At 40.2% G+C, this 26,320-nt stretch carries 25 protein-coding genes and 1 tRNA gene; 15 read left to right on the top strand and 11 right to left on the bottom strand.

The genetic code is table 11. From position 1 onward, the window contains the following. Positions 1-48 precede the first annotated feature (48 nt). Both EHO58_RS06605 and EHO58_RS06600 read left to right on the top strand, forming a co-directional pair. The gene (locus EHO58_RS06605; protein WP_135679410.1) at positions 49-1,068 is read left to right on the top strand and encodes a helix-turn-helix transcriptional regulator; all 1,020 of its coding nucleotides are present in this window, start codon (positions 49-51) and stop codon (positions 1,066-1,068) included. A gap of 10 nt (positions 1,069-1,078) precedes the next feature. Further along, complete coding sequence (locus EHO58_RS06600) at positions 1,079-2,317, top strand: M48 family metallopeptidase (protein WP_135679409.1); 1,239 nt, start codon at positions 1,079-1,081, stop codon at positions 2,315-2,317. 7 nt (positions 2,318-2,324) lie between these two features. Here EHO58_RS06600 and EHO58_RS06595 read toward each other — a convergent pair whose 3' ends face one another. Continuing rightward, the gene (locus EHO58_RS06595) at positions 2,325-3,467 is read right to left on the bottom strand and encodes a DJ-1/PfpI family protein (RefSeq protein WP_135679408.1); all 1,143 of its coding nucleotides are present in this window, start codon (positions 3,465-3,467) and stop codon (positions 2,325-2,327) included. Between the two features lie 116 nt (positions 3,468-3,583). On the opposite strand from EHO58_RS06595, the gene EHO58_RS06590 reads away from it, so the two are divergent. Then, a complete protein-coding gene (locus EHO58_RS06590; RefSeq protein WP_135679407.1) occupies positions 3,584-4,699 on the top strand; it encodes an AraC family transcriptional regulator in 1,116 nt (371 codons plus the stop codon). 6 nt (positions 4,700-4,705) lie between these two features. On the opposite strand, the gene EHO58_RS06585 is transcribed toward EHO58_RS06590, so the two are convergent. After that, positions 4,706-5,128: a VOC family protein gene (locus EHO58_RS06585; RefSeq protein ID WP_135679406.1), complete on the bottom strand. Its 423-nt coding sequence runs from the start codon at positions 5,126-5,128 to the stop codon at positions 4,706-4,708. A gap of 572 nt (positions 5,129-5,700) precedes the next feature. On the opposite strand from EHO58_RS06585, the gene EHO58_RS06580 reads away from it, so the two are divergent. Beyond that, complete coding sequence (locus EHO58_RS06580) at positions 5,701-6,036, top strand: LIC10421/LIC12816 family protein (protein ID WP_008595389.1); 336 nt, start codon at positions 5,701-5,703, stop codon at positions 6,034-6,036. Positions 6,037-6,097: 61 nt separating this feature from the next. Here EHO58_RS06580 and EHO58_RS06575 read toward each other — a convergent pair whose 3' ends face one another. Beyond that, complete coding sequence (locus EHO58_RS06575; RefSeq protein WP_135679594.1) at positions 6,098-6,334, bottom strand: hypothetical protein; 237 nt, start codon at positions 6,332-6,334, stop codon at positions 6,098-6,100. Positions 6,335-6,462: 128 nt separating this feature from the next. Here EHO58_RS06575 and EHO58_RS06570 point away from each other — a divergent pair, with 128 nt between their 5' ends. Continuing rightward, the gene (locus tag EHO58_RS06570) at positions 6,463-8,040 is read left to right on the top strand and encodes an LA_3751/LA_3752 family putative glycosyltransferase (protein WP_135679405.1); all 1,578 of its coding nucleotides are present in this window, start codon (positions 6,463-6,465) and stop codon (positions 8,038-8,040) included. 64 nt (positions 8,041-8,104) lie between these two features. Here the strand turns inward: EHO58_RS06570 and EHO58_RS06565 are convergent, their stop codons facing one another. Both EHO58_RS06565 and EHO58_RS06560 read right to left on the bottom strand, forming a co-directional pair. Next, positions 8,105-8,512, bottom strand: coding sequence for a 5-fold beta-flower protein (locus EHO58_RS06565; RefSeq protein WP_135679404.1), 408 nt, complete (start codon positions 8,510-8,512; stop codon positions 8,105-8,107). Positions 8,513-8,667: 155 nt separating this feature from the next. After that, positions 8,668-8,973: a hypothetical protein gene (locus EHO58_RS06560; protein WP_135679403.1), complete on the bottom strand. Its 306-nt coding sequence runs from the start codon at positions 8,971-8,973 to the stop codon at positions 8,668-8,670. Positions 8,974-9,136: 163 nt separating this feature from the next. Here EHO58_RS06560 and EHO58_RS06555 point away from each other — a divergent pair, with 163 nt between their 5' ends. The 10 genes from EHO58_RS06555 (at position 9,137) to EHO58_RS06510 (ending at position 18,793) form a co-directional block, all read left to right on the top strand. After that, positions 9,137-10,090, top strand: a complete 954-nt coding sequence (locus tag EHO58_RS06555; protein ID WP_135679402.1) for a helix-turn-helix transcriptional regulator — start codon at positions 9,137-9,139, stop codon at positions 10,088-10,090. Positions 10,091-10,135: 45 nt separating this feature from the next. Beyond that, on the top strand, positions 10,136-11,029 hold the full coding sequence (locus tag EHO58_RS06550; RefSeq protein WP_135679401.1) for a 4-(cytidine 5'-diphospho)-2-C-methyl-D-erythritol kinase: 894 nt from the start codon (positions 10,136-10,138) through the stop codon (positions 11,027-11,029). Between the two features lie 10 nt (positions 11,030-11,039). Then, positions 11,040-11,115, top strand: a tRNA-Gln gene (locus tag EHO58_RS06545). A gap of 25 nt (positions 11,116-11,140) precedes the next feature. Further along, positions 11,141-11,896, top strand: a complete 756-nt coding sequence (locus tag EHO58_RS06540; protein WP_135679400.1) for a sugar phosphate nucleotidyltransferase — start codon at positions 11,141-11,143, stop codon at positions 11,894-11,896. Then, complete coding sequence (locus tag EHO58_RS06535) at positions 11,893-12,834, top strand: ribose-phosphate diphosphokinase (RefSeq protein ID WP_135679399.1); 942 nt, start codon at positions 11,893-11,895, stop codon at positions 12,832-12,834. The genes EHO58_RS06540 and EHO58_RS06535 overlap by 4 nt, the downstream gene beginning before the upstream one ends. 17 nt (positions 12,835-12,851) lie before the next feature. After that, a complete protein-coding gene (locus EHO58_RS06530) occupies positions 12,852-13,487 on the top strand; it encodes a 50S ribosomal protein L25/general stress protein Ctc (RefSeq protein ID WP_100721974.1) in 636 nt (211 codons plus the stop codon). Positions 13,488-13,529: 42 nt separating this feature from the next. Further along, on the top strand, positions 13,530-14,093 hold the full coding sequence (pth, locus tag EHO58_RS06525) for an aminoacyl-tRNA hydrolase (RefSeq protein ID WP_086447991.1): 564 nt from the start codon (positions 13,530-13,532) through the stop codon (positions 14,091-14,093). Positions 14,094-14,304: 211 nt separating this feature from the next. After that, entirely contained in the window at positions 14,305-16,281 is a 1,977-nt protein-coding gene (gene ftsH / locus EHO58_RS06520) for an ATP-dependent zinc metalloprotease FtsH (protein ID WP_135628293.1), read from the top strand. Then, positions 16,278-16,757, top strand: a complete 480-nt coding sequence (locus EHO58_RS06515; protein WP_135628294.1) for an EVE domain-containing protein — start codon at positions 16,278-16,280, stop codon at positions 16,755-16,757. Before ftsH ends, EHO58_RS06515 begins: the two co-directional genes overlap by 4 nt. 11 nt (positions 16,758-16,768) lie before the next feature. Continuing rightward, positions 16,769-18,793 carry a PP2C family protein-serine/threonine phosphatase gene (locus tag EHO58_RS06510; protein WP_135679398.1) on the top strand — a complete coding sequence of 675 codons (2,025 nt, stop codon included), beginning with the start codon at positions 16,769-16,771 and terminating at the stop codon, positions 18,791-18,793. Here the strand turns inward: EHO58_RS06510 and EHO58_RS06505 are convergent. The 6 genes from EHO58_RS06505 to EHO58_RS06480 all read right to left on the bottom strand — a co-directional run bounded on the left by EHO58_RS06505 (position 18,768) and on the right by EHO58_RS06480 (position 26,316). Continuing rightward, the gene (locus tag EHO58_RS06505; RefSeq protein WP_135679397.1) at positions 18,768-19,145 is read right to left on the bottom strand and encodes a hypothetical protein; all 378 of its coding nucleotides are present in this window, start codon (positions 19,143-19,145) and stop codon (positions 18,768-18,770) included. The genes EHO58_RS06510 and EHO58_RS06505 overlap by 26 nt on opposite strands. A gap of 149 nt (positions 19,146-19,294) precedes the next feature. Beyond that, positions 19,295-20,794 carry a polyamine aminopropyltransferase gene (locus EHO58_RS06500; RefSeq protein ID WP_135679396.1) on the bottom strand — a complete coding sequence of 500 codons (1,500 nt, stop codon included), beginning with the start codon at positions 20,792-20,794 and terminating at the stop codon, positions 19,295-19,297. A 1-nt stretch (position 20,795) separates the two neighbouring features. Next, positions 20,796-20,996 carry a hypothetical protein gene (locus EHO58_RS06495; protein ID WP_100767349.1) on the bottom strand — a complete coding sequence of 67 codons (201 nt, stop codon included), beginning with the start codon at positions 20,994-20,996 and terminating at the stop codon, positions 20,796-20,798. Between the two features lie 9 nt (positions 20,997-21,005). Then, positions 21,006-22,967: a DUF4178 domain-containing protein gene (locus EHO58_RS06490; RefSeq protein ID WP_135679395.1), complete on the bottom strand. Its 1,962-nt coding sequence runs from the start codon at positions 22,965-22,967 to the stop codon at positions 21,006-21,008. 75 nt (positions 22,968-23,042) lie between these two features. Then, positions 23,043-23,879 (bottom strand): adhesin OmpL37 family surface protein, encoded by an 837-nt coding sequence (locus tag EHO58_RS06485; protein ID WP_135628299.1) that lies wholly within the window; start codon positions 23,877-23,879, stop codon positions 23,043-23,045. Positions 23,880-23,955: 76 nt separating this feature from the next. Further along, complete coding sequence (locus tag EHO58_RS06480; RefSeq protein ID WP_135679394.1) at positions 23,956-26,316, bottom strand: heavy metal translocating P-type ATPase; 2,361 nt, start codon at positions 26,314-26,316, stop codon at positions 23,956-23,958. Positions 26,317-26,320: the final 4 nt, after the last annotated feature.

The following is a 26,320-nucleotide window of genomic DNA, read 5'->3' as shown; positions in this document are numbered from 1 at the left end:
TTTTCCTTGCCCAGGGACTTTACAAAAATCAAAATTTAGAAACGAGCCATGAAAGAAGAACTAGACAAAGATATAGATCAGGAAATCGAGCCTAGGGAGATGAATCCCACAGAATACAGGCTTCTCACATTATTATTCAATTTTTTCAGATTTCCGGACGGGATCACTCTAAGCTCCTTAAGAAAGATTATGGAGGGATTTTACGATAACGAAAACAGAGACTCTGACAGAAGAAAACTATCCAGAGATATAGAAGAGTTAGGTGCTCTAGGATTTCATATCAAATATTATCCCCAAAAGAACGGAAAAGATTTCGTATACGTGCTCGTAAAAGATCCACTTTCAAAAACTCTAGAGTTTAACGAGGAAGAACTAAGAGAAATTTCCGCACTTCTATTAAAAGGATATTCGGAAGCTCCAAAATACGAACTTTATACCGCCGCTAGAAAAATATTCGCCGGCGATCTGGAATACTTTCCTGAAATGACTGAAAATCCGGAGGAGAATTCGGAAGAGTTAGGAGAAACTGCATTTCAAATTTTAGAAGCACTTAAGAACCATACTCCGATCCGGATCAAATATTATAAAACTTTTCCCGAGGATTCCTATTCGAAAGAAGCCGATCCGATCCGACTCATCCGAAAAGGAGGCCAGGATCATTATCTATTAGCTTACGATAGAGAAGAAAAAACCAAAAAAAGATTCGTCCTTCCAAAGATCCTATCTGTGGAACTCCTACAAGGAGATCTGCTCTACCAGGCAAGAGGAGCCAAAAAAGAAACGGAAGAAGATCTGATTATACACGCAGGATTATTCCCGGTCCACGAGCCTAAAAATGTGGAGTGGATTTGCAAAGAAGAAGGTCTCGTAAAAGCAAAACTATTCCTGACAGGAATCAAATATGCCGAAGAGAAAAATAAACTCAGTTTCCAATCTACCAACCTGGAAGGATTATTACCATTCTTATGGAGATGGCCGGATGCGATTGAAACAGTTCTTCCTGAAGAATTGAATAACGTATTCAGAAACTCGATAAAACAGATCTCAGAACTCTACGAAAAAGTATAAAAAACATTACATGAAACTTAAGAACATTCTATTCTCCTTATTTTCCCTACAGATTTTACTCACACTCATAATGAAATATTTCTCCTACCAAGGAGATCTATCTCCGGAACTGCATGAAAGAATTCTAAAGTATTTTACCCTAGATGATATCAACTCAGGGATAGAATACGAGAGAAGAGGATTTTTCGTCTCCATTATAGGTTCCTTATTGGACTTTGCCTTGGCAGGAGCATTTGTATTTTCCCCAATCTCGGTAAAGTTAGAGGAATACTTCCGCAAAAAAACGGGAGATAGATTTTATCCGACGGTATTTTTATTTTTTGCTGCCTTCTATCTTGTGGAATTTATCATTTCGCTGCCGTTTAGCTATTATTTTGGATATGTCATAGAACACGAGTTTCAATTCTCCAATATGAACTTAACCGATTGGATCTTATTTAAGGCGAAGTCTTTTGGGTTAGGATTTTTATTTGGTGGATTGGTAGTTTTGGTAGTTGCGTTCGTGCTTAAAAATCTTCCCCGCGCTTGGAAATATATACTGCCAATTTTATCGCTTGGATTCGGATTACTCATGTCGGTCCTATATCCAATCGTCATCACACCGATCTTTTATGATTATGGCCCAATCCAAGAAGGAAGTTTAAAGACAAAAATATTAGCTCTCGGCCAAAAAGCAAATATACAAGTAGAGAATATCTATGTGATCAACGAGAGCAAATACTCCGGTCATACAAATGCATACTTCACAGGCTGGGGAGAAAGTAAAAAGATCTTCTTATACGATACACTTATCAATAACCACACGGAAGAAGAAGTAGTAAGTGTGCTTGGACACGAAATAGGACATTGGGTTCATAACCACCAAATGATAGAGATTGCGCTGAGCACTCTGGAAACATTCTTACTATGTTTCTTACTCGGATACGTATTCAAAAAAGTAAAAGAAGAAGGATCGATCCCGTTAAAGGAATTTTATTCTCCTTCTTCCTTACCATTTCTGTTCCTGATATTATCTCTCGTTGGAACAATACTTGGACCTTTTTCAGCAACTCTTTCCAGAACTCTGGAAACCCAAGCAGATCGAGAAGCACTCGTATTAACCAATGATAAAAAATCATTTATCAGCACTGAGATCAAACTTGCAAAAGATAATAAATCCAGGCTGAACCCTCACAAACTAGAAGTGATCTTTGAACATTCTCATCCGACAACGATCGAAAGGATTGAGTTTGCAGAAAGCTGGAAGTAGATCTTAATTATCTTCTCCAAGGATATTCCATCTGTAGAGCCACAAAAGCCGCAGTGTTTGTTCCGTATCTGGACTCAATCTCCGCTAAGTTCTTATCATAAGCAGTTACTGCCGCAATTCCATTCAGATTTTCTAAAATAGAATCTAAGCTTGCGGCTTCTGCTTGCGTTTTATCTACATGTAATAACAAACCGGATTTGGTTCGGATTTGTTTTTGGTCGGAAACGGAAAATACTTCCGATCTATAGGTTCTGGAAAAAGAATCCGCTTGCAGAGCTAATACTACTTCATCGATTCCATCAGAAACTTGAACTCCTAAATTCTCATAATTCCAAAAGCCTAGATAGTTTTTCGCAGCAATATACATATCTTTACCGCTTAAATAAAAATCGGAACTTTTATGAGTGGGTTTCCAATCTTTTGCTCCTAAGCTTGCAGCGACCTCTATAACTTTTTCTTTTCCGGAGATTGCTTCTATTAGTGTCAAAGAAACAGGAATGGAAGCAGTGATCCCTGTAGTAGTGATGATCTTTCTGTCTGCAACGTATCTTCTATCCTTGATCCATGAGGTCTCAGGAAACTCTTTCTCTAAATTAGAAAAAGAAAACCAGTGGCCGGTTGCCTTATGATCTTTCAAAACACCTGCATTTGCAAGCACCCAAACTCCATCGCATACACCTACAATCGTAGAACCTTTGGCTAATTGTTTTTGTACGAATGATAGAAGACTAGGATCATTCGAATAATGGACAGCAGGCACGATCACATAATCCGCACCTTCCGGATATTCCGAATCAAAAAGATCGAAGGACTTCTCAGCTTCTATTTTTAATGCGGGAAACATTTGGACTGGCCCGGTTTTGGGAAAAACAGAAATCACTTTTGCGATTTTAGCGGAAGTTAAAACTCCATAAGGGATCATAAAATCAGTCAGTTCAGTCATTCGATTCTCACCGATCACTGCAATGATTGGCTGCTTTCTGCCGAATCTGGACTGATAGGTTGGGATTTTGGAACCTTCTTCTTGGATCTGGACTTTTGTGATTTCGGAAGATATTCCGTATTCTACAAATCCGAATAAAAGTAAGAGAGCCAAACTCCCGCAGAATAATTTTACAAAACGATTTGGTTGGGGGCTAAGATGTTTCATACATTCAGGATACGATCTTTTCTGAAAGTGGTCGTCCTTCCGTATCCGGACGGACTAAAAAAAGAAAAATCCTGAAAAAATCTCGACATCCAATTCTCATAGGACTCTTTCATTTTATGGATACGTTTCTGGCATTTGGAGCAGGGCTTTCATTTTTATTAGCCATTTCCGAATTCATTCGAAAAGAGAAAGAGCAGAAATTCCAAGACTCCAATTTCGGATCCAAAACCAAGTCTACGTTTTATAAACCAATCGGCTTCTTCTTCCTGTCTCTTTCTATAGTGCAGTTCCATTTGTATTTGGAATTATCCAGCCAGCTAAAGGAGCAGCTATGGTTTGCGGAAATCCATATCCCTTTTTTATTTTTTACAGGGCCCTTTGCGTATTTGTATTTTAGTAGATTGGGAGGATTACCTGCGAAAGCACTCAATTTGGTACATTTTGTTCCTGGCTTCGCTGCGTTTTTACTAGTTCTACCTTTCGTTCTATCCGATCCGAATTCCAAATTAGAATACGTAAATGTATTTCCTCCTAGAAATATTTATTTCCAGTTCTTGTTTGGGCTTTTGATCTTAGGAACAATCTCCAATTTACTGTATCCTCTTTTACTGATCGGAAAAATCCGCAAATGGAAAACATTCGTCCAAAAAGAAGAAGGTCGAGCATTCTCCCCGTTTCTTGCTCTATTTTACGCGAGTATATTTGTGATCTTCTTGTTTGTGATCGCCCAAATTTTCTTCATGCCTTTGTTCACTGTTGCGGCCGCAGGCCTCACGTTGATCGTATGTTCTGTTTTTTTAAGCGCTTCTACTTCTCCCAATTTGATCGTTTCTTTTGAAAAAACAGCAAGGGAAGCAGGATATAACGAGACTAGACTCCAAGGTCTGGATGTGGATTCGGTCATACAAAAGATGGAAGAACTTATGATGGATAAAAAACTCTATCTGGACGAAGATCTTACTCTTCCGCTTCTTTCGGATGAATTAAAGATCAAGACCCATCAATTATCAGAAATACTGAATGATAAGATGAGGATCGGTTTTAGAGAGTATATTACCGGATTTCGTTTGGAAGAAGCTTCTAAAATGTTAAGAGAAGAACCTCAAAGATCGGTACTTGCAGTGATTTACGCGGCAGGATTCAAATCCAAATCCGCGTTCCATAAATTATTCCAGGAGAAATATGGGTGTTCTCCCGGAGAATATCGTTTATCTTTTTCTAAAAAACCTTAATTAAGCCTACCATTCTCCGGTATTACTCATACTTTTCCAAGGCTCTGCGATCTCTAAAGATTTTCCTTTTTGTAATAACTCGATAGAGATTAAATCAGGCGATCTAATAAAAGCCATTCTACCATCTCTAGGCGGGCGATTGATAATTACACCTTTCGCCTGAAGATTCGCACAGGTTTCATAAATATTATCTACTTCGAAAGCAAGATGACCGAAATTCCTTCCACTTGTATAAGCGGAATCTTGATCCCAATTATGAGTTAGCTCTATTTCAGGAGAATTTTCATCTAACTCCGATAAGAATACAAGAGTGTATCTTCCTTCCGGATGATCATGTCTTCTTGTTTCTTTTAATCCTAGCTTATTGCAGAAAAAATCCAATGCTTGATCCAGATCTTTTACTCGGATCATAGCGTGTAAGTATTTCATTTTGTGTCCCTTGGGAGAAATTTTCTCTAAAAGAGAAGACTGTTTCCTTCTTTATGGGAAAGAAACCTGCGGATTTTCCCTATGACAAGCCCAAAGCTAAGGTGAAAAAATGAACAAATTAGGAAATTCCGCCATATTGGATTTTTTCGATTTACCCTCAAAAACACCCTTTTTGACCCCATTTTTGCCTATCTGGAGGGCGAAATGCTTAATTAGTGTGCTCAAAAAATAAGCATTTTTTGAATTTCTAATAAAGAATCGGCTTGAAAAAAACGCCCTTCGGGTCGATACTTGTACTATATTCAAGCAGCGGTATGAGAAATCATCCGATTCCGCTTCTTTTTTATTCAATATGAATGGATAGAAGCTAGTTGAAACAAGGTGCTTAGAAAATTAGATAATTCTAATAAATGTAAATGTGATAAATGGTTCTTCGAGTTCGTTTAACAAAAATTTTTAATTTTTTCTTTGTATAAAAATTTTTTTGTTCCATTCATCAACGCCGATAGGTCAGATGGATGTAAGCGAAAACGAGAACAGAAAATATAAAAATAACTTGAGGTTTCAATTTTATGAAAATCAACAAACTCACTTCTCTTCTATTGGTAGTAGGCTTCTTAGCAGGATCTTCCGTTTTTGCAGTTTCTCAAGATACTGAAGATCGTCTTTTAGAGCAAGCTTTGGTATCCGCAGCGGTTACTAAAGAGCAAAAAGTTGCAGTAGCTACTTACTTGAAAGCAATCGCTCAACAAAAGAACGAAAGAGCTGAAGAGTTAAGAGCATTGGCTAAACGTTCTACTGGTGGAAAATTCCTCGCTAGCAACGCTCAGTCTGAAAAATTCTTAAGACAAGCAAAAGCTCTTGAAGCAGAAGCTGCAAGAACTCAAGAATTTTTAAACAATCTTTAATTAGTAGTCACAAATCCTAAAAATCCATCGACTGCAAGGCGCCGTGAGGCGCCTTTTTTTGTTACTTAGAGATTTTCTTATCTTTAGGAAAACAACTCATACTGAAACCTTCTATCATATAACAAATAGCGTCTTTGGTTTCACATCTTAGTGCGTCGTTGTAAGTAGTACTTTGTATTTCCAGGTCCATACGTTCGCAGACCATTTTTTCTCTGGTAGAAGTTTGGGTGCTCGTATCTTGGCCGAGCAAACTTCCGGCGAATAAGGAATAAATTGTGAATAATAATACTTTTTTCATCATACTCTCCGGAGAATTCTCTGATTCTATGACCCTTTCAGGTTTCCTCCCTAGAGTCAATCGATTTGGGGAGCTGCAGATCTCCGAAAAAGGATTGTGAGACGGTTTAAACCTTCTAATTTGCCCTGATGAGTTTTCTAAGCGGAAAGTTTCACTCTAAATGGACAAGGCTTACGTTTTGTTTTTTGTTCCTTCTCCCTTTATTATATCCGTTCTTATTGAAGCCTGGTGAACAATTATACTCTGATCATTTAGGTAAATTTATATTGGGGGAATCCGTAGGAAGAAACGGATTCCTTTCGGGCAACCTGGTGCTACCTTCTCGAGGTTTGGATCCGGAAGGAAATTATTGCCCGACGGAATGTATCCGTATCGGCGAAGAGTTAATCAGTCCATTTCCTGCCTCATTAGGTTATGTATATGCGATATTCCTTCCTTGGAGCGGGATAGTAGGTGTATACGTCGTAACCGCGATTTTAATACTTCTATCTTTTCTATTTCTTTCTAGTTTATGGGACTGGGATCCTATCTATTTGGGAGTTTTGGTATTAGCCTCTCCGTTTTTGGTGAATGGATATTTTTTCCCGGACGTGGGTATTGCTTCCTTTTTATTTTTAGCGGGAAGTTTTCGATTTTTAAGATCGGGTCCTTCTTCTTCCTGGTTTAGATTTGTGAGTGCAGGTTTTATCTCTGCTTCTTCCGCTTGGTTCAGGATAGAGAGTATCGTATTTCCGCTGTCCTTTATATTTTTCTTAAGCATATACAAGTTTTCTAATGTAGAAGAAAGAAGGAAAATTTTAGGATATTCGGTCGGCTTTTTTATAGGAGTAGTACTTCTACTTGGAATTCAATATGTTCTATATGGACATCCCTTGGGCCCAAGGTTTTCATTTAATCAGCCTACAATGTTCTTACCTCCTTGGAAGAAATGGGAAATTTACACCGGGTTATTGATCGCAAACCCGAATCGACTTGGGTTTTTCGGATATACTCCCGGGTTTTTGATCGTTCTATTCTTCTTTCTATATTATATTTTGTTTAAGAAGAATCCTTTTAAAAGAAATATATCTCTCGAGGTCTCAAATAGGGATCTGTTTATTTTTTCAGGTTTTGGTGCGTTTTTAGCATTGGTGGTTTCTGCGCCGAATGATGGGATCATAGATTTTGGTTCTAGGTATTTGCATTTGAGTTTGCCTGCTTTTGCTGGAATGTTTTTGATCTTACTCGAGAATATAAGAGAGAAGTTTCGCAAGATCGCAAAAATTGTTCTGTATTCGATCCTTCTTTATTCGGTTTACATCAGTTATTCTTATACACAAATCCTGGGAAAATATGGAAGAAAGACCACTAAACTGAATGCGATCTATTTGGAGCAAAAACCTGATCTGGTTGTGGTTCAGATCAGAACATATTCTCAAATTTTAGGTAAATACTTTTTCCAAACTCCTTCCGTATGGCTTATGAGAGAAGCTGATATTAAAAACTTCTTCTCCAAGAATCATCCGGAACAATTTAGAAAAATATTATTCGTTCAAACAAAAGCTTCTATCTTAGAAAGTTTGAATGATGCGGATCCTTTTTTGAAAAATAGATATTATGCGAGTATTTCCCAATCATTGGGTCCTGATTTTAAAAAAGTTTGGTCGGAAAATAAGGAAGACGTTCTGATCTTTTCTATGGAAAGGAAAAGTAAAATCAGGGAATGATGAAGTCTGTTGTGCTGCTTCCTCGGATGGAAGCAGACAACTAAAGTAAGGTCTTGTTCTAATCTTACTCGTTTAAAAAGAAGAAGAAAAAGAATCCAGCTGCTTGCGCTCTTGGAATTCCCACAGCACTTCCGATCAAGGAGCCATTTTTTCTTACATCACCATTACTATCGATTCGACCGATCAGACTTCCGTTCTTGCGTACATCTCCGCTGGAATCAATCGAACCTACTAGTGAACCGTTCAGTCGAATGTCTCCGTTAGAGTCGATTCTACCGATCAGGCTTCCGTTTTTCCGAACATCCCCGCCGGATTCAAATCTTCCCACGAGAGAACCGTTTAACCTTACGTCTCCACTGGAGTCGATACTTCCAATAAGAGAGCCGTTCTTTCTCAGATCACCTGCATGCAAGGAGCCCAAGCCAGCAATTAAAAAGAGGATCGTAGCTATGAGTTTCAAATTTGGTTTCATTCATGTATCTCCGTTCTTATATTCAGAGAAAGATCGGCAATCTCGCTCATTCGTATGCCAAAGGTAACAAAGTATGGAGATATTTTTTGAGGAATATTTTCTTGGACTAGGCTTCTCTACTTTCGATTCATTGAGTAAAATGTATTGTTCATTCCTTATTCTATATCCTCATCGGATTCTATTTCCAATTCGCAAAACTTAGAATAGTATTTGGATTGTATCTCTTTTCTTTCTTTTACTATCCCGGAGATCTGAATGTAAAAATTGGATTTAAGTCCGTACAATCTTCCATAAACTCCATCTCCTTTTTTATAAGAAACTCTGGAATCTATACGGAATTGTAAGATCCTCTTCCCAATAATCTGTGCTGCGGCCAAGAAGACTTGGTCTGAATCGAATAACTCCAGATAAAATTTAGGAAGAAGTCTGAATGTATTTTTTAAAAAAGACGTTTGGGTCATATAGGCGCATTTTATTGGAAAGACCGGACAAATAGGTATCATCCGTCTTAAAATCACATGTTTTCGGTTACGATTCTGTAAAAAGAAGGGCCTGAAAAAATCCTTCTCAAATGATACGTATTTTTGATTGTCTCGGAATTTCCCGAAAGAAAGAATGTCCGACATGAATCCAAGTACGAAAAAACTCCAAACCAAATTAGCAGTGATTCATCTTTTGCAGGAAAACAAAAGAATGAGTTTGGAGGATCTTTCCAAGTATTCCGGTATAGATGATATAAAAGATCTTAAAAAAGAACTCGGAAAGTTATACATGGTGGGTTCTTATCCTTATACTCCAGATCAATTTGTGGAATTGGATTATGACGGAGAGACGATCGGTATTCGTATGCCTATAAGTTTGGAGCAAGGGTTAGTCCTAAGCGTTAAAGAATGGGCCATGATCCGAAAATTATTTCTGGAAGAAGGTGAAAAAGAAACAGTTCCTTCCAGAAAAAAGATACTGAAATCTATATTAGATAAAATTCATACAATTCTTCCTTCTGCAGGAATACCTAGCGAGAATGAATTAAAGAAAAATATAGAGGATTCCATTTCCGAAGGTAAATCTTTGCAGATCAAATACCGGGCCCAGGGAGAGGCGGAACCGGAATCCAGAAAAGTGGATCCTTGGGCATTATTAAGTTTCAGGGAAGAATATCTGATCGGCTATTGCCATTCCAGAAAGGCACCCAGAACATTTAGATTGGATTCCATTCTTCAATTGAATAGGACCCAGGAGAATGTTGCCGAAATCCCTGACGAAGAAAGAAAGAATGCGATCTCCAAATTAAAAAATTTCCTGCAAGGAGGAGAAGGGGATCCGAATTTTGCGGAGATCTATCATACTGCAGAGGTATATTTTAATTTGCATTCTCGTTTGCATCTGGAAAGGACTTCTACTAAAAAGCAGATCGGTGATACCATATATTATCTTTCCAAAGCAAGGATCAGAAACCAGGATTGGTTTTTGTCTGTTCTAAAAGGTTTTGGTCCGAATGTAATTCTTCATAATCCGCCTGCGCTAAAGGAAAGAATGACTGCATATTGGGAGAGCATTTCTTCCGATTCAGCCTATTAGGAATCGATTGACTCCTCTCTATTTACGATTGATTCAGGATATACCTTGCTTTCTCCCGCTAAGATCAACTTAGGATTAGAGATCCCATACAAAAGACCTGACGGATTTCATGAGATCCGAAGTGTATTCTTACGTTTGAATTGGGGAGATGATATTCAGATCGAGCCGATTACTCCCGGATCTTTTGAATTGGTTTCTAATAATCAGATCATTTTAGAAAAGAGACGTCTGTACGACGAGGTTTCTGAGAAAGGAGACTTAAGTAAGAATATTCTTTTCAAAACATTCTCCAAGATTAGGGCTCATTTCGGAGAACTTCCTGGCGTGAGGATACATCTTACTAAAAAAATTCCTCCTGCTGCGGGCCTGGGAGGGGGATCTACAAACGCTGCATCACTTTTCTCTTTTTATTTTGGCCTGAGCCCGGAGTTTAATTCGGATTATATTTTTAAACTGGCGGCAGAGATCGGCGCTGACGTTCCCTTCTTCTTATCCGAAAATCATTGTTTGGTGTCTGGAAAAGGTGAGATCTTGAAGGACATTCAAGTGCATCCTGGACAGGGAATTTTAGCCTTAACTCCTCAGGTGCTCTCGACCGCTGAAATGTACGCAGGTCTCAAAAAGCCTTTACAAGCCGACCCTCCCTCGAAAAGATGGATTTCTCTAGGCAATGACGTCGAGTTTTCTTTAAAAGAAGGGAATTGGGCGGCTTTGAGAGAAAAGCTCGTAAACGACTTCGAGCCTCTTGCCTTCCAAAAGTTTCCCCAGCTAGGGAAATTAAAGGAAAGTTTTTTGGCGAATGGAGCTAGTTACTCCTCCTTAACTGGATCAGGATCTTGTATCTATGGTTTGGTGCAGGGATTGGAAATACGGGAAGAGCTGTTAGCCAAAATGCAAACGGAATTTCCCGACCTTACGTTTGTAAGCTTTAATTATTAAAGAACGAAACTGGGCCGTCGCCAAGTGGTAAGGCAGCGGTTTTTGGTACCGCCATTTCATAGGTTCGAATCCTATCGGCCCAGCCACTGTTTGATTTCACCGGATTACTGAATGGACGCCAAAAAGGAAGCAGTCGCCGTAGTTTTAGCTGCGGGAAAGGGAACCCGCATGAAGACGGAGCTCCCAAAGGTGGCTGTTCCTTTAAATGGAAAGCCCCTTTTAAACCATGTTATTGATCACCTCAAAGAAGCGGGTATCAATGACATAGTCATAGTTGTAGGCTATAAAAAAGAAGAAGTCCAAGCACTTTGCGCAGGAATTCCTGGCATTCGTTTTGCCGAACAAAAAGAGCAATTAGGCACAGCTCACGCAGTATTAAGTGCCGAAGAATTTGTAAAATCCCATAAAGGTCCTATCCTTGTAGCTTGTGGTGATGTCCCAATGATCACTGGGGACACATTCGGTTCTCTCGTTTCCACTCATGTCCAAAATGAATTTTCAGCTACTCTTCTTTCCGCAAAGGTAGATATTCCTACCGGTTACGGAAGGATTGTTCGTAATTCTTCCGGAGAAGTAACCGCAATCGTTGAAGAAAAAGATGCGGACGCGGAACAGAAAAAAATAAACGAGATCAACACCGGAACTTATGTTTTCAGTTCCGAAATTCTTTTCGAATCTCTTAGAAAAATCGGAAATAGCAATGCTCAGGGGGAATATTATCTTCCTGATCTAGTAGAGTTGTACAAAAAAGAAGGAAAAAAGTTGGGCGCAGTAATTCTTAAAAACAGCGGAGAAAGCCAAGGTGTGAATTCTCCTGCAGACTTGGAAAACTTAGCGGCAGTTTTAAATGGAGCGGTGGCAAAATGAGCGGCTCTAATATCGCGGTTTTTTCAGGATCTTCTAATCGTACGATCGCAAATGAAATTTGCCAAGAGTTAGGAATAGCTCCCGGTAAGATCAATCTTCGCAAATTTTCCGACGGAGAGATTGCGGTTAAGATTGAAGAGAATGTAAGAGGAAGAGACGTATTTGTAATCCAATCTACCTCTGCTCCAGCAAATGATAATTTGATGGAATTACTTTTGATCATGGACGCGTTAAGACGCGCTTCTGCTAAAAGTATTTCAGTAGTTGTTCCTTATTACGGTTACGGACGCCAAGATAGAAAAGCGGAACCAAGAGTTCCGATCTCCGCGAGAGTTGTAGCAGATCTGATCGAGACCCTAGGGCCGACAAGAGTGATTGTTATGGATCTTCATGCGGACCAGATCCAAGGTTTCTTTAAAGTGCCTGTGGATAATTTACATTTTAATCCTGTACTAGTAGAATACATCTTAAGCAAGAAGTTCGAAGATCTAGTCATCGTATCTCCTGACTCCGGTGGTGCAGAAAGAGCAAGATCTTTCGGTAAAAAAGTGAACGCAACTTTAGCGATCATAGACAAGAGAAGACCTAAGGCGAACGTTTCCGAAGTGATGAACGTGATCGGTGAGATAGAAGGTAAAAATTGTATCCTTCTGGATGATATGATCGATACTGCAGGCACAATCTGTAAAGCTGCTGATGCTCTTCTGAAAAATGGAGCGAAGTCGGTGTATTGTGCTGCAACTCACGGAGTTCTTTCCGGAGAAGCTATCGATCGTTTGAACTCTACTCCTTTTACGGAGGTCGTATTATCTAATACGATCGAGATCCCGGAATCCAAAAAAATCACTAAGTTAAAAACTCTCTCAGTAGCTCCGCTATTTGCTGCTGCTATCCAGAGAATATCGACCAATCAATCGGTCAGCGACCTATTTATATAAGAACAAGGGTAAAGACAATGAGCCACAAATTAGCTGTTAAAAAAAGAACTGAAACCGGCAAGAACGTAAACAATCGTCTTCGTGAAGCTGGACAAGTTCCTATTAACATTATCGGAGGCGGAAATGCCGCATCCGGTTCCGTAAACGAGAAAGAACTTGAAAAACTAGTTCATTCCGGGATCCGTCAATCCACTCTAATCGAGTTGGAAGTAGAAGGAGAAGGAATCCAAAAGGTTTTCGTTAAAGAAGTACAACGTTTTCCTGAAATCGACAGAATTCGCCACGTAGACTTCTACAAAGTTGAGCCTGGTAAGAAGATCGTTACTAAGATCGGAATTCGCACCGAGGGAACTGCAAAAGGTTCTAAGATGGGTGGTCAGTTCGACCATTTGATCCATGAGATCCGTGTGAAAACTGTTCCTGAGGATCTGCTTGAGACTCTGGTTCTAGATGTAACCGATCTAGATGTAGGCGATTTTATCAAAGTTAGTAACTTAAAAGTTCCTGCAAGCTGGGAAATTTTAGTGAACGGAGATCCGATCGTTGCAGCAGTTCTGAAAACCAAAGCATTACTTGCTCAAGAAAGAGCAGAAGCTAAGGAAGCTGCCGGAGCGAAGCCGGGAGCAAAAGCCGGAGCTAAAAAAGGGAAATAATTTTCCCTTCCCGAGATCTAAAAAATTGGAGTACGTTATTGTATGAAGCTAATCGTCGGACTGGGTAACCCCGGAGACAAATACAATAATAACCGAGCTAATATCGGCTTCAAAATTTTAGACGTGATCGCCAATAATATAAACGTTGAGATCAAGACTAAAAAGAAAAAGTCTTTGATCGGACGAGGCGATTTCGAAGGAGAAGAGGTAGTATTATTAAAACCTCAGACCTTCAGCGATCTGTCGGGAGAGTCCGTTCTGTACATAGCTTCCTTCCTGAAAATTCAGGTACAGGATATTCTTGTAATCCACGAAGATTTAACCTTACCCTTGGGTAAAATTGTAGTGGATAAGGGAGCTAACGGGAACGAAAATCCCGGGATTAAATCCGTGATCCAATCCTTACGTTCTCCAAATTTTATCCGCATCCGTATCGGGATCGGTAACGACCAATTTGACGGCACAAATCTGGACGGATTTTTAAAGGAAGATTTCCAACCTTTAGAAAACTTAAGTTTGATCCAGATTATCAACGACGCGGAAGCCGCAATTCGCTCCATCAGTTTGGGCGATATTGAAGACGTGATCGAAAAATACAGATTATAAGATCTATTTTTCAACTCGGTTCCGCCGAGATCTAAAAATCCTTTACTTTTCCGGAAAAAAAGGGACTCTGATTATGGGGAACCTTTTCACTCGAAACGGTTTCCAAATAGTATCCGGTTTACGATTCCGGCAGGTCCATTGCCTGCTTCCTTTAGTCTAAACTACGGGAAGAATGTGGCTCCGAAGAGATGGCGGAGCTTGGGAGTTACACATGAATAACAATAATAAAGGTCTTAGATTACTTATACTTTTTATCTTAGTAATCCTAGGATTAGCACTTCTCGTGCCGCAGATCCAAACTGCTCTGGGCAAACCTAGAATATTACCGTTCTCTCAATTTATGAACATGGTAGAACCGGATGCTTCTTCTAAACCGAAAGGCAAACTGGTTAAGACCACGGACTCCAATTTCCCCGGCTGCGATAAGTTAGTCATGGAAGGAGACATGATCAAAGGTTGTTACGAACCATTTGAAGAAGGAGCAGCAAAAGCCCCTGTTCGTTTCGAGACCAGGATCGCTCCTATCGACAAAGAATTCCTTTCTTCTTTAAGAAAAACGAATATTGATCTGGAAGTAGTTCCTTCTGAGAACGGACACGGATTCGGAATGTTAAGTTCATTCCTTCTGATCGCCGTGATCGGTATTTTCGTATTTTACTTTTTTATTATGCGCCAAGTTCAGTCTACCGGCAATAAGGCTTTCTCTTTCGGAAAATCTAAAGCTAAGATGACTGTGGATCCAAAGGTTAAGGTAAGTTTCGCGGACGTTGCAGGATGTGAAGAAGCTAAAACCGAATTGGTCGAAATTATAGAATTCTTAAAAGACCCTAAAAAATTCCAAGCAATGGGTGCAAGGATCCCAACGGGAGTTTTGCTTGTAGGTCCTCCGGGAACCGGTAAAACTTTACTCGCTAGAGCGGTTGCAGGAGAAGCTGGAGTACCATTCTTCAGTATCTCCGGTTCCGACTTCGTAGAAATGTTCGTGGGTGTGGGAGCTTCTCGTGTTCGCGACTTGTTTGAACAAGGTAAGAAAAATTCTCCATGTATCATCTTCATAGATGAGATCGATGCAGTGGGAAGATTGAGAGGAGCCGGATGGGGCGGTGGTCATGACGAAAGAGAGCAGACCCTGAACCAAATGCTCGTTGAGATGGATGGTTTCGAGAAGAACGAAGGTGTGATCGTAATGGCAGCTACGAACCGTGCTGACGTTTTAGATCCTGCGTTACTCAGACCGGGACGTTTCGACCGTCAAGTGATGGTGGATCTTCCTGACTTAGTAGGAAGAGAGCAGATCCTAAAAGTGCATTCTAGAAAAGTTCCTTTAACAAGTGATATCTCTTTGAATTCAATCGCAAGAGGAACCCCTGGATTTACAGGTGCGGATCTTTCTAACCTGATCAATGAGGCTGCTTTACTTGCTGCACGTAAGAATAAAAAACGTGTAACCCAAGAAGAATTAGAAGAGGCACGCGACAAAGTGATGATGGGCCCTGAGCGTAGATCCTTCTTCATTTCCGAAAAGGAAAAAGAAGTGATTGCATACCATGAGGCTGGTCACGCGATCTTAGGAACACTTTTGGCTTATACGGAACCTGTTCATAAGGTAACCATTATCCCGAGAGGAAGAGCATTAGGTCTTACTCAATCTCTTCCTACAGAAGATAAACATATTCATACTAAAGCGTATTGGTTGGATCAGATCGTAGTTTGTATGGGCGGGTTCATCGCAGAAGAATTTAAGTTCAAAATGACTTCTACCGGTTCCAGCAATGATATCCAACAAGCTACCAATATCGCGAGAAGAATGGTCTGTGATTGGGGAATGTCCGAAAAACTGGGCACTATCAATTACGGAAGCGGCCACGAAAGTCCTTTCTTAGGAAGAGATATGGGCCAGAGCAATAAGGCTTATAGCGAAGAATTTGCTGCAATGATCGACAAAGAGATCAGAGGGATCGTTCAGACCTGCCTAGATAAAGGAAGAGAACTGGTCCGTAAGAACTCTACCAAGTTCGAAAATCTAGCCAAAGCTCTTCTTGCAAAAGAAACAGTTTCTCATGACGAGTTGATGGCGATCGTTCATCCTGCTCATGAAGAAACTAAAAAGAAGGCTGAACGTTCTAGCAAAAAGGAAAAATCGGGAGAGATTCCTAACAAACCCGCTTATTCTACCGGCATTGAATGAAATTCTGGCTTTTTAAGACCGAGCCTGACGTTTTTTCCATCGATACTTTGGCCTCTTCTCCCGGCAAAACAGCGCCCTGGGAGGGAGTCAGAGGTTACGGAGCAAGAAATTACCTAAGGGATGAGATCAAAAAAAAGGATCTCATCCTATTCTACCATAGCAGTTGTAAACCCCCTCATGTGGCAGGACTTGCGGAAGTAGTCAAAGAAGGTTATCCGGATCATTTCGCTTTTGATAAGAAACATAAGTATTATGATCCAAAAAGTGATCCACAAAAACCGACCTGGTTCATGGTGGATGTGAAATTTAAGGAAAAATTTTCTCGCCCAATTTCGCTAGAAGAATTAAGATCCCACGGGCAACTAAAAGGAATGATCCTTTTGCAGCCGGGTGGTAGACTATCGATCCAACCGGTTAACGAAGAACAGTTTCATTATATTTGTAAATTGGCCGGGGCAAAAAGTCTTCCCGGTTAGGGAGATTTTTGGTGAATATTTTCCGAAAAATTCGGAATATCAGCTTCATTCTGCTGATCCTCATCCTAGGTATAGGTTCTCTATACTCTCAGGAAGATGTTCCTGTTTTTCCGATCTCCGGTTCTATGTCCGGAACTCCCATAAATAAATTTACATTTATCCGAAAGATCCGTCCTGGAGAAGTGAAAACTCCTACTGACTTGGAAATTGGTGACTGGACCAGAATGGATAAAGACAGTCTATCTTACAGTTTCACTGATGATCAGTTTTTAATAAAGTTCAAGATACAAGCTCCTCCTAAAGAAGGAACGATCTCCTGGTATTTAGTTTTGAATAACCCGGGAATGGAAAACCTTACCGTTTTTAAAAGAGTATGGGGGCCGGGGGGATGGGCATGGTCTGAACTTTCTAGGGATATGAGGATGTCGTACATCCAACCCGCATTCTTAATAGAAACTCCTCCAAACAAACAGGAAGAATTTTTAATTCACGCTTCTACAAGAAGATCTCTAGTTTTGAATTTTCAAGCCTGGGCTCCTAAAGAATTCGCAGCTCATATCCAAATGGAGAACCTATTCTTGGGGATTTTCTTCGGAGCGATTGGGATCATGTTGGTATATAACGGATTTCTTGCGTTTGTAGTTAAGGATTCCAGTTATTTCTTCTACGTTCTATATTTATTGTTTTATGGACTTTGGCAGATGTCAGTCACTGGAGTCGGTGCACAGTATCTGATCCCTGCTCCAGCTACTTCTTGGAATGATTATCTGACAGGATTTGCTTTCTTATCCGTTGCATTTTCACTTTTATTTACTCGTTCCTTCTTACATATGGAAAGAGAGACCGGTTGGAAGAATTATGCGTTCTTAATATTGTCGGCGTTTGCGATTTTAGGATTTATTGCCTCTTTATTCTCCAGCATTTATGGGCCGATGATCTGGGCGGTTTCCTGGTATCCTTTCCTGGCTGCAGTTTTGGTGATCTATTCGGCTGCGATCCGTTTGAGAAGGGGATATCGTCCTGCACGTTATTTTCTATTGGCATGGTCTGTTCTGATCCTTTTCGTTTTGATCACTGCTCTTAGGAATCTGTCCATTATTCAGGATACCGAGCTTACTCATTGGTCTGCTCAATTCGGTTCTTTGGTTGAGATGACTTTACTTTCTTTTGCTTTGGCGGATAGGATCAAAACATTAGAGAAAGATTCTTTGCAGGCTCGATTAGAAAATTACGAAAGCCAATTGAAGTTAACCGAGATCGAGCAAGAGCTTAAGATCGCGAGAGAGCTACAAGAATCTATTCTTCCGGATCGTTTGCCTGAAGTAAAAAATCTAAAACTTTCCGTAAGAGGAGAGTTTGCCAGTTCTGTGGGAGGTGACTTCTACGATTTCCAATATTTGGAATCCGGTAAGTTAGGTATATTTTTATCCGATGTTTCAGGCCATGGTGTTCCTGCAGCGATCATTTCTTCCATGGTGAAGTTGGCATTCTCGATTGAATCTAGAAAGAATGAAGATCCTGCAGAAGTTTTAAGAAGTATTAATAGATCTTTAAGCGGTAAGTATGGAAAACATTTTATCACCGCAGCTTATCTTATAGTCGACCCTGCGAATGGGAAAGTGACTTACTCAAATGCAGGACATCCTCCGATCGTTGCTATTGACAAAGAATCCGGTGAGACTAAGGAGATATTTTTACCAGGTTGGATCATGGGAATGGATCCGAATCTGAAAAACTCCGTTGTCGAATTCCAGATGAAACCCGGAGATCGTTTGATCGTATATACCGACGGGATCACAGAAGCCCGAAGTAAAAGTGGGGAAATTTTCGGATTCCAGAGATTTTATAAATTGTTAAGTGATCATATGCAATCGCCTGGAGAGAAACTTGGCGAGGATCTGTTTGCTACTGTAAGGAATTTTACGGGGAACAGAAAACATTTCGAAGACGACCTAACTTTTCTCGTCCTAGATTATTTACCGATCCCCGATGAGAGTGGAATTAAGGAAATTACTTCGAGTTTTTCAAAAAGCTGATTAGCTCGTTGGAAACTTGGATCGGGCGTTTTCTATAGCTCTTCTTATATTCTTTTTTGTATTCTTTATGACAGTTTTTACAGGATGATTCCAGATCTCCTGATGCAAGAGCCTTGTCGGTGATCTCTTTCCATTTTGTTTTTTGTTCATCCAAAGCCCAGTTCGGGACTTCTTTTAAGATCCTTTCGAGAGCGACCTTATCTCCCTTTTTAGCTTTTTTGGAAGCAGGTTTAGTATAATCTTCCATGAAATCGTGTAACGTGGTTTCCGTGGTTCCGGATTGAGCATAGGAAGTTGAAACACATAGTAAGAATAATAAAACGAATGAGATATTTTTAAGTTTACGGTTCATCTAAGAAAGTCCTCTTTTTCCTATATTTTTAAGTCTTTATAAGTTTAGGGAAGTCCTTTCCATTTTTTAAGAAAGAATCCTAGTTTCGAAAAATTGGTAGGCGTTTGAAATTTTGGGAACCTAAGAAAAGGTAAAAGTTCGGAATCTTTCTAATCTAAGATACGATTCCATTCTTGGTCGTAATAACGTACAAGACTTTGGTTATCCAATCGATTCGGTTCAGTCGGCACCCTGGACATATCTTGAGGAAATTCAGAAATAGATTTAAGTTCTGTTTCATTCAGGAATTTTAATCCAGCGGGTAGATCTTTTCTGTATCCTCCCAGTTTGCCCACAGATCCTAAAATAAATCCCCATTCTCCGAAAGAAGGAACATATACATGCAATGCTCTAGTATTAAACCCGGATTCCTTGAGGGTGGCTTCTACACACCAGAAAGACATTCTTGCGAATAAAGGAGAAGTGGACTGTATCTCTACGACTGAGAATTCGTTGAGTCTTCTTTTTAAACTTCTGTAAAATGCTGTACTATATAATTTTCCGATAGAGAAGTTACTCGGATCCGGGAAGTCTATTAACACCACGTCGAATACCGAACTAGATTCTTCTAACCATAAAAAAGCGTCCGCGTTCTGTACTTTTACTTTAGGGTTTTTTAAACTAGATCCGTTGATCTCCGTAAGAACCGGTTGTTCCGAAAAAATACGTGTCATCTCAGGATCCAAGTCCACCAAGGTGATCGATTCTACACTTGGATACTTTAGTATCTCTCTGACTGCTAAACCGTCTCCTCCTCCTAATACCAATACTCTTTTTGGGTTCGGGTGAGATAGAAGGGCCGGATGCGCCAATGTTTCGTGGTATCTATATTCATCTCTGGAACTGAATTGTAAATGTCCGTTCAAAAAGAGTCTAAGTTCACTTTTATATCTGGTAACTATGATCTTTTGGAAATTGGTTTGTTTAGAGTAGATGATCTCGTCCGAAAAAAGATTTTCTTCACTGTAATAAGTGATCATCTCTGAAAATGCGAAGCCTAATCCAAGTAAGGTCAATACCAGGGCCGACTTGGCTCTTAATAGGTTTTTATGTTTTTTGGATAATGGAAGGACGAATGTCCCCCATAACGCTGTTCCGGCATTCAGTAATCCAAAAAAGAAGGAAGTCCTCACCATTCCTAATTTAGGTGCGAAGAAGATCGGAAATGCCAAGGAAGCCAAAAGTGCTCCGGCATAATCCAAGCTAAGCACCTTGGAGACCATATCACGAAATCCTAATTTGTTTTTTAGGATACGGAGAAGCAGAGGTATCTCCATTCCCACCAATGTTCCAACTGCGACCACAATGGTAAATAGTGGAATTTGGAAAATCCTGGTCTGTCCAAAACTTAAGAATAGTATCGCCGCGCTGAATCCGCCTAATAATCCTAACGCGAGCTCTACATCTAAAAATTTAGGGATTAGATCCTCTATCAGGTAGCGGGAAAGCCAACTTCCGATTCCCATGGAGAATAGATAAACTCCGATGACTAAGGAAAACTGAGTGACCGTTTCTCCGAGTAAATAACTCGCTACGGTGCCTGCTAATAGCTCGTATACTAAACCGCAGGAAGAAAGTATTAAGACGGAGATTAATAAGGCTCTCTGCAGTTTATTTTCCCCCTGGGAAATTTCTGGTGAACCAAGCGTAATGAGAACGATAGATCCCAGGGTTTTGTCTTACGGTTTTAGGGACCTGGTTTACTTCTTCGAAATCAGTGCTGGCTCCACCTTTTGTATATTCCGAAAAAAATCCGAGGCCTAATGATGCTGCGAAAAATGGATAAACAAGACCTTTTAAAAAATTCCACATAATAAATCCTTAAACTCTTTTGGATTCGAAAGAATAACTTCTGAAAAAAGTGTAAATCAAAGGAAGCCATAGAAAGATAGAAAATAAGAAAAATGGAGCAGGGCTCATCACATCTCTTACTATCTTTACGCTGTATTCTGAGCCCCATCCGACCGGAAAATCTGATTGGCTTTCTAATCTAAGATAATATCTTCCAGGAGGGATCTCTGCCAAAGATTTAGAATCCGATTTAGAACCTTCCGACCAAGATTCTCCATCATCCACTCCATGATAATAGCTAGTCTCTATAGAAGTATCGTAAGCTGTATCCGTGTCTTCGTTGATTAGAACGGCCGAGAAAAATAGATACTTATTGTCCAAGTTAGGAGCTTCGATCTGGATCTCCACATTCTCAGTTGTTTCTCCTTTTAGTTCGAATACGTCCGTTACGAAAGAATTATCTCTAAAATTAGCGCTGCCAATATCCGTATTCGGCACAGAGGTTTGGACGTATTTGAATTTTCCCTGATAGACTACCTGGTTTTTCGCCTTGATACATCCGTATATTTGGAATACCAAAAATACCGCAGTGAGAGCTGCTGCCACCCATAGATTTCGTTTTAATCTGTTCTTGAATGGGTTCGGTTCGCATACTCCGACTATTTCAGGTTTTCTTAATTTAGAAGCTGTGTCCAAAGGAACTGCAGACTTCATCGTATCAAAAGGAATGAATTCTCCTTTGGACCAGAAAAGTTCCTTATCGGTTCTTTCGGAAGAGATCATATAAGGAGGGGAAATAAAATCCTCGATCTGTGCCTTCTCCCCTGCTGAAACTTTCCAGTAGAATTCGCCTAATGCGAAATCAGTATTGGAATCAGAATTAGCGAACCACTTATAAGATCTTTTTTGAAAAACACGTTTTAGTCCTGGCGCCCATTTTGGAACTCCGGGAAGAGGCTCGAAATAGGTCCAGTTGTCCCCATTCTCATTCAGCCAAGCGTATCCACCTTTGTATCGGAGAAGGTAATCCGTCCAGGTATAAGTCTCATCGTCTACTTCAGTAGATTTTCTTAATACTCCGATAACTTTTGATTCGGGAAAATTAGGCAACTTGATAGGAGTTCCTAAAGGAAGAAGTACATTATCCCTGGAAACCTGATCGAATTTCGCGATAATTTTTAGATCATCACTTTCGGTATCCATTACGGAGCCACAATATTCGCAGGCCAAAGATTTAGAAAAATCGGGACTGAATTGATTGATAGAAGCTCCACAACCTTTACATTCAATCGACTTTGCAGGGATCTGAGTTTGGTTGTATGCTACTTCTTCTTGCCTGATTCCGGTTAAATGTAGTTCTTCTAATGGAGCAAAACTTCCGGAGAATAATAATGCGGGAGATTCCGAATAGTCCAAGGTTCCGAACATTCCATCTTCGCTTGCAAGATCTAATAAGATCGCTTCGTATCCGGTTTGGAATCCGATGGGGAGTTCACCTTCTCCACCTATACAAGTAGCTTTCATGATCTCTTTTAGGGTCCAGTTTTCTCCTAAATAAAAACTGTCTCCCGGAGTGATCCTTTCTCTTCTGCCCGAGGCGATCACGATCGGATCCTCGTCGCCTTCTAAGGTCGGTATTTTCTCTGTTGGAATTCCGACATTTAGTTTTGTATAATAATATGAACCTTGAGCTTCTCCCAGCCAGGCAGAACTTCCGTCTCCTTCCATAAGATGCCATTCATTCCAGAAGCCTAATTCGAATTTAAGTTGGATCCTTCCAAGGACTCTGAATGGAGTGCCTTTATAATTTCCTTGGGTCCCGAGTTGGATGATAGAATGATCGTCTGCGAGTTCTCCCGCTGTGCCGATTTTTTCCAGATTCACATCTTTTTTGAGGGATAGAGTTTTACAACTGGAGCAAACCGCATACACGGAAGCCTTATTAATGATGGGAACCGGGGCTCCGCAATTAGGACAACTTAGTTCCGACACAAAGAAAGGTGATAACTTCGGGAGGATACTCTGTCAATCCTGGTTTTAAGGGGCCGAAAGAAATTTCCTGAATTTTTAGGGAATAACGGAGCGTTTTGCCATTCTTCTCGCCCGATCGCTGGCCGGATCTATATCTCCCAAAGCTTTTTCCAATTCTTGGAGGCCTGGATTTTCCCAAGTAGCTTCATATAGGTTCGGAGAATTGAAGATATGAAAATGGTTATCGAAATGGATCCTATTATAATAGTCCGCCTTGGTAAACATCGCACGGTTGATCTCATTATAAATTTCCTCGAATTCTGTGGTTTGTAGATCCGGTTCGAAATCGGAAAGGAATTTTAGAGAAAGAAGAATGACGTATTCTCTGGATTGTTTTAATAATTTCAGAGCTTCGTATAAGTATTGGGTTTTGATCCCAGGTAAATAAGGTCTTGTATTATCTGCGATTGTTTTCTTTTGGTTAGAGGCTCCATATTCTCTATAGCCCATTTCCAAATGATGTCTTGCCTCTGCATCTTTTGTTCTGAGAGCATACTTGGATAAAAAATCTAATTCTCTTCTCACACTGGAAGAGGATGCCTCCACAATCTTACCGTATAATATCACCAGCAATCTTTGGGTCTGGCGCATCTCGTCGTAAGAGTGTGCAAGATCGAATTGTAAGTATAGAGTGAACGTCTCTATATGATGTTGTAAACATCTACGGAATAAAGCCTTATCTTCTTCCGTTCCGTAATTGGAGATTGTACTGTTAATCGCTTTTAAATGAAATTCGTTTTGTTTTAATCCTCTTTCTACTCGGACTAAAGCGGTTGCTCTATTGCTGTCCAAGTCAGCCTTTGTTTGCCCAAGAGGAAGAATTAGAAATGCGAAAAGAAGAAGTATGTATGTTTGATATCTTTTCGATCCCATATTAGGATTTTCGGAAATAGGAGGGGTCCAAATTGAACCCCGTTATAGGATAAATTTCACTGAACGATTTTTTATCTTATGTCCTTTTCTTGAGTCGGAGCGCATTTAGAACCACAGAAACGGAACTGAATGCCATCATAGCACCCGCAATCCAAGGAGCTAAAAGCCCAGCAGCTGCTATCGGGATCCCTAGAGTATTATATGCGAGTGCCCAGAAAAAATTTTGCCTGATATTTCCGGTAGTGGCTTTAGCGATTAGGATCGCTTCTGCAATTTTTTCCAGATCTCCTTTTACTAAAACCACTCCAGCGGTTTCGATTGCGACTCCTGTTCCTGTGCCCATTGCGAATCCTACATCCGCTTTTGCTAATGCGGGAGAGTCATTGATACCGTCTCCGGTCATTCCAACTGTTTTTCCTTCGGATTGTAGGCCGGAAAGTATCTCCGCTTTCTCTTTTGGAAGAAGAGACGCATGTACATTTTTGATCCCTACTTTGGAAGAGATACTTTCTGCTACGGATTGATGATCTCCTGTTAAGAGTAGGGTTTCTATTCCTAGAGAATCTAGTTTCTCCAATGCAAATTTTGCATTTTGGCGGATTGTATCTTCTATTGCGAAAATGATCCATGTAGGAGTTCCAACATGGGCGTCTGGGGCTGAATCTGCAGTTGAGCCGGCTGCGGTATTAGAGTTGATACTTTTCCCATTCTCCGATCTTGACCAAACTACCGTTTTACCTTCTTTTTCCCAAGAATTGGAAATTTCTAATAAATCTTTAGGTAAACTTTCCTTATCTTCGAAAAATTCCAGTTTTCCGATCTTAATTTTGTTTCGGTTTACTTTAGCAGTGATCCCAAGCCCGGGAACAGTTTGCAAATTTTCTGGAGAAACAACGGAATGACCTTTTGATTTCACAAATGAAACAATAGCCTTTCCTAAAGGGTGAGAAGATGCAGATTCTGCGGATGCAGAAGAAGAGAGTAGATCCGATTCTTCTCCTACAAATTTATAATCCGTTACGGAAGGATTTCCTTCGGTGATTGTTCCTGTTTTATCGAATGCTATCAGATTTAAGGAAGCAGTAGTTTCTAAAACTTCCGAGTTTCTGAATAAGATCCCAATGCTTGCGGCCTTTCCTGTTCCGACCAAAATTGAAATTGGAGTGGCAAGTCCTAAAGCACAGGGACATGCAATTACCAAGATAGCGATTGATTTTTCCAGCGCGGATCCTAGTTCTCCTGCTTCTAAAAAGAAGAACCATAATAAAAAGTTAAACAAAGAGATCAGGATCACGGCCGGAACAAATACTGCGGAAATTTTATCCGCGATCTTTTGGATAGGGGCCTTAGAACTTTGTGCTTCTTCGACGGTTTTGATGATAGATGCGAGTACTGTTTCGGAACCGACGGAAGTGGCTTGGATGATCAAATTTCCATTCCCGTTAACTGTTCCCCCGAATACTTGGCTGTCTTTCTTTTTGTCTAGAGGAAGACTTTCTCCCGTTAACATGGATTCATCCACGGAGCTAAAACCTTCTAACACTAGTCCATCTACCGGAAATTTTTCTCCAGGTCTGACTTGTAGGATATCCCCTTTTTTTACGTATTCAGTGGGGATTTCAGACCAAGTTTCTTCTTTTTTAATACGAGCTGTTTCCGGTTTTAATTCCAGTAAGGTTTGGATTGCGGAGGAACTTTTTCCTTTTGCTTCTGCCTCCATCCATTTGCCTGCGAGTATAAAACAAAGTAATACTGCGGATGTTTCGTAGTATAAAGGTGGAAGTGAATGTATATGTGCGCCTTCTTTCCAGAAGGATGAGAAGAAAAGATCTCCTTGTTCTAGGCCTTGCAAAACGGAAAGTATAAAACTATATCCGAATGCTGCAGAGGTTCCTAAGGAAACCAATACATCCATGTTTGCACTTCCGTTCTTGATCGCTCTGAATGCACTTTTATAAAACGGAAATCCGATCCAAAACTGTACTGGAAATGCCAATCCAAATTGTATCCAAGGATGCATTAGAGCTTTAGGATTCGGTAGGAATTCCAAAAAGGAAAAATGGGAAACCATGGAATAGAAGAGTGGGGAAGCAAATAAAAGAGAGATAAAAAATCTAGATCTTAATTTGGATCTTTCCTTTCTATGTAACTCTTCCGTTTCTTTATAATTATTCTCCGAGTGTTCCTTTGCTGAATAACCTAGGGATTCGACTTTAGAAAATAATTCCGAAGAATTTACAGACTCGTTGAATCTTATGAATGCAGTCTCTCTTCCGAAGTTTACCCTGGCTTCTTCTACACCTGGGACTTTGTTTAATCCTGTTTCTATCCTTCTTGCACAATTGGCGCAGGTCATTCCGAAAAGATCTAAAGTGATCTCGGATGTTTTTTCTTCGGGGGAGAAGGTTTTGATATCTTCTCTAATTTCCGCGTTCATTCTT

The sequence above is a fragment of the Leptospira selangorensis genome (genome assembly GCF_004769405.1).
Classification (GTDB): Bacteria; Spirochaetota; Leptospiria; order Leptospirales; family Leptospiraceae; genus Leptospira_B; species Leptospira_B selangorensis.
This window is presented reverse-complemented; position numbering and strand designations above follow the sequence as displayed.

Coding starts and splice junctions, on each gene's coding strand:
- EHO58_RS06480 (WP_135679394.1), bottom strand. CDS start 26,316: ATGAACGCGGAAATTAGAGAAGATATCAAAACCTTCTCCCCCGAAGAA.
- EHO58_RS06495 (WP_100767349.1), bottom strand. CDS start 20,996: ATGTGGAATTTTTTAAAAGGTCTTGTTTATCCATTTTTCGCAGCATCA.
- EHO58_RS06530 (WP_100721974.1), top strand. CDS start 12,852: ATGAGCCACAAATTAGCTGTTAAAAAAAGAACTGAAACCGGCAAGAAC.
- EHO58_RS06570 (WP_135679405.1), top strand. CDS start 6,463: ATGAGTTTTCTAAGCGGAAAGTTTCACTCTAAATGGACAAGGCTTACG.
- EHO58_RS06595 (WP_135679408.1), bottom strand. CDS start 3,467: ATGAAACATCTTAGCCCCCAACCAAATCGTTTTGTAAAATTATTCTGC.
- EHO58_RS06590 (WP_135679407.1), top strand. CDS start 3,584: ATGGATACGTTTCTGGCATTTGGAGCAGGGCTTTCATTTTTATTAGCC.
- ftsH (WP_135628293.1), top strand. CDS start 14,305: ATGAATAACAATAATAAAGGTCTTAGATTACTTATACTTTTTATCTTA.
- EHO58_RS06605 (WP_135679410.1), top strand. CDS start 49: ATGAAAGAAGAACTAGACAAAGATATAGATCAGGAAATCGAGCCTAGG.
- EHO58_RS06505 (WP_135679397.1), bottom strand. CDS start 19,145: ATGAACCGTAAACTTAAAAATATCTCATTCGTTTTATTATTCTTACTA.
- EHO58_RS06540 (WP_135679400.1), top strand. CDS start 11,141: ATGGACGCCAAAAAGGAAGCAGTCGCCGTAGTTTTAGCTGCGGGAAAG.
- EHO58_RS06555 (WP_135679402.1), top strand. CDS start 9,137: ATGAATCCAAGTACGAAAAAACTCCAAACCAAATTAGCAGTGATTCAT.
- EHO58_RS06535 (WP_135679399.1), top strand. CDS start 11,893: ATGAGCGGCTCTAATATCGCGGTTTTTTCAGGATCTTCTAATCGTACG.
- EHO58_RS06565 (WP_135679404.1), bottom strand. CDS start 8,512: ATGAAACCAAATTTGAAACTCATAGCTACGATCCTCTTTTTAATTGCT.
- EHO58_RS06575 (WP_135679594.1), bottom strand. CDS start 6,334: ATGAAAAAAGTATTATTATTCACAATTTATTCCTTATTCGCCGGAAGT.
- EHO58_RS06560 (WP_135679403.1), bottom strand. CDS start 8,973: ATGACCCAAACGTCTTTTTTAAAAAATACATTCAGACTTCTTCCTAAA.
- EHO58_RS06515 (WP_135628294.1), top strand. CDS start 16,278: ATGAAATTCTGGCTTTTTAAGACCGAGCCTGACGTTTTTTCCATCGAT.
- pth (WP_086447991.1), top strand. CDS start 13,530: ATGAAGCTAATCGTCGGACTGGGTAACCCCGGAGACAAATACAATAAT.
- EHO58_RS06600 (WP_135679409.1), top strand. CDS start 1,079: ATGAAACTTAAGAACATTCTATTCTCCTTATTTTCCCTACAGATTTTA.
- EHO58_RS06585 (WP_135679406.1), bottom strand. CDS start 5,128: ATGAAATACTTACACGCTATGATCCGAGTAAAAGATCTGGATCAAGCA.
- EHO58_RS06485 (WP_135628299.1), bottom strand. CDS start 23,879: ATGGGATCGAAAAGATATCAAACATACATACTTCTTCTTTTCGCATTT.
- EHO58_RS06580 (WP_008595389.1), top strand. CDS start 5,701: ATGAAAATCAACAAACTCACTTCTCTTCTATTGGTAGTAGGCTTCTTA.